Source organism: Alishewanella maricola (genome assembly GCF_016343785.1).
Taxonomy (GTDB): domain Bacteria; phylum Pseudomonadota; class Gammaproteobacteria; order Enterobacterales; family Alteromonadaceae; genus Alishewanella; species Alishewanella maricola.
Window position 1 is genome coordinate 1 of sequence record NZ_JAEINI020000032.1, and the last position, 2149, is coordinate 2149.

Annotated in this window: 3 protein-coding genes; all 3 read left to right on the top strand. The window is 50.2% G+C overall.

The window, feature by feature from the left end:
• Nucleotides 1–83 precede the first annotated feature (83 nt).
• Nucleotides 84–374: an IS66 family insertion sequence element accessory protein TnpA gene (tnpA, locus tag JAO78_RS16525; RefSeq protein ID WP_226752463.1), complete on the top strand. Its 291-nt coding sequence runs from the start codon at nt 84–86 to the stop codon at nt 372–374.
• Between the two features lie 2 nt (nt 375–376).
• Nucleotides 377–733, top strand: a complete 357-nt coding sequence (tnpB, locus tag JAO78_RS16530) for an IS66 family insertion sequence element accessory protein TnpB (RefSeq protein WP_226752464.1) — start codon at nt 377–379, stop codon at nt 731–733.
• 92 nt (nt 734–825) lie between these two features.
• Nucleotides 826–2149: IS66 family transposase (gene tnpC / locus JAO78_RS16535; RefSeq protein ID WP_226752465.1), on the top strand; the 1324-nt coding region annotated here is incomplete at its 3' end.

The window sequence follows — 2149 nt, forward strand, 5'->3', positions numbered from 1 at the left end:
GTAAGCGTAACGCCAACCACACATTCCAAGCTTAGCTAAATCTTCTTACCCTGTCTGAATCTAAAACCAGGCAGAGGTTTAACATGATCCGCAGAACAACCGAGCAGTGGCTGGCGCTGTTTGACCAACATAAAGCCAGTGGGCTAACTCAAACCGAATTTGCAAAACAGCAAGGCATTGACCCAGCCTATTTCAGCTATCGTAAGCGGCAACTTCTCACCTGGCAACAGGAAGACAATACCGGCTTTGTCGAGCTGACCACACAAGGCATGATACTCAATCAAAGCATCATGTTGAAAAAGCGCGATGTTGAGCTGCACTTACCACCAGGCACAGATGCCTTGTGGTTAGCGGCCCTGCTCCGGGCGCTTTAATCATGAAGATGTTTATCGACCCGCCAAAAATTTACCTGCATAAACAGCCGGTGGATTTTAGAAAATCCATCAATGGCTTGTCACTGTTAGTTGAGCAGGACATGCAGCAATCGCCGTTTAGCGGTGCACTGTTTGTATTCTGTAACCGGCAGCGTACCCGTTTAAAAGTGCTGTACTGGGACAGCACAGGTTTTTGCCTGTGGTACAAACGGCTGGAAAAAGACAAATTCCGCTGGCCGCGTCTTATGCCCGGTAAGGTGCTCTCTATCAGCGAACAGCAGTGGCACTGGTTGTTGCAGGGTATTGATATCCAAAAACTGACTCCGCATCAGCCGTTGCAGTACCAAAGTGTGGGCTGATATGCCGATCGGCTATAAATCCTTTAGATCACAACCAAAACAATCTAAATCTTACCAAGCACTTAGCCAAATTGGCCGTTACAATAACGGCCATGAAAAAGACACCTTCAACACTGCCGGATGATATTGAAACGCTCAAGAAAATGCTTCTTGAGCGTGACAAACGCATCGCCAAATTAGAGCGGGTAAACCAAAAGCTCTCTGATAAGCTGCAGCAATTGCTGGAGCAGTACAACCTTGCCCAGTACAAAAAATACAGCCCCAGCAGCGAAAGCTATCAGGGCGATGGCGAGGTGCTGAACGAAGCAGAGCAGCTTGCTGACGAAGAGCACACCGAGTCTGAAGCCACTCAGACCGAAGCGGAAAAAACGGTTAAACCGCGCCGTCCGCGCATTGCGGCCGAGCTGCCAAGGGTAGACGTTGTCCACGACATTACCGATAAAACCTGTGCCTGCTGTGGCCATGCGCTGCATCGCATGGGCGAGGAAGTCAGTGAGCAGATTGAGTTCGTACCGGCTCAAATTAGGGTGATTAAAAACATCCGGCCAAAATACAGCTGCCGGGCATGTGAAAACCTGGGCACGGAAGTGGCTATACAAATAGCCGATGTACCGCCGGCTATCCTTCCCAAAAGCATGGCGACGCCCAGCCTGCTGGCTCAAATCATCAGCAGCAAAATGCACTACGGCATGCCACTGTACCGTCAGGAAAAGCTGTTTGCCCAAGCCGGTATTGAATTGAGTCGCCAAACCATGAGCCGCTGGTTAATTACCTGTGCGGATAAACTCGAACCACTGCTGGCCCTGATGAAAAACGCGCTACTGCAGCAGCCGGTGCTGTGGGCCGATGAAACGACCGTAAACGTGCTGGATGTAGAAAAAAGTACCTGTTACATGTGGGTTTACGGCTGCGGTATTGAGTCATCAACGGGGGCTAAGCTGGTACTGTTTGATTACCAGGATGGGCGTGGCGGTAAACATCCCAAAGCCTATCTTGATGGTTACACTGGTTATCTGCAGGTGGATGGCTATGCCGGTTATGAGCAAACACAAGCGACCTTAGTCGGTTGCTGGGCGCATGCCAGACGCAAGTTCGTCGAGGCACAAAAAGCCCAGGGTAAAGGCAAAACCGGTAAAGCTGACTGGGCCATCAACCATATCCAGAAGCTGTATGCGCTGGAGAGCAAACTAAAAACCAAGGCTGCAGAGGTTAAATACCAACACAGGCAAGAAGTCGCCAAACCATTGCTGCAACAACTGTGGGACTGGCTGGAGAAATCCAAAGACACCATTCCAACAGAAAGCTTACTTAGCAAAGCCATCACTTACAGCCTGAATCAATGGCCGAAGCTGATAGGTTATCTGGAAGATGGCCGGCTGAACATCGACAACAATCGCGCTGAGCGCGCGGTTAAAC

Coding starts and splice junctions, on each gene's coding strand:
- tnpB (WP_226752464.1), top strand. CDS start 377: ATGAAGATGTTTATCGACCCGCCAAAAATTTACCTGCATAAACAGCCG.
- tnpA (WP_226752463.1), top strand. CDS start 84: ATGATCCGCAGAACAACCGAGCAGTGGCTGGCGCTGTTTGACCAACAT.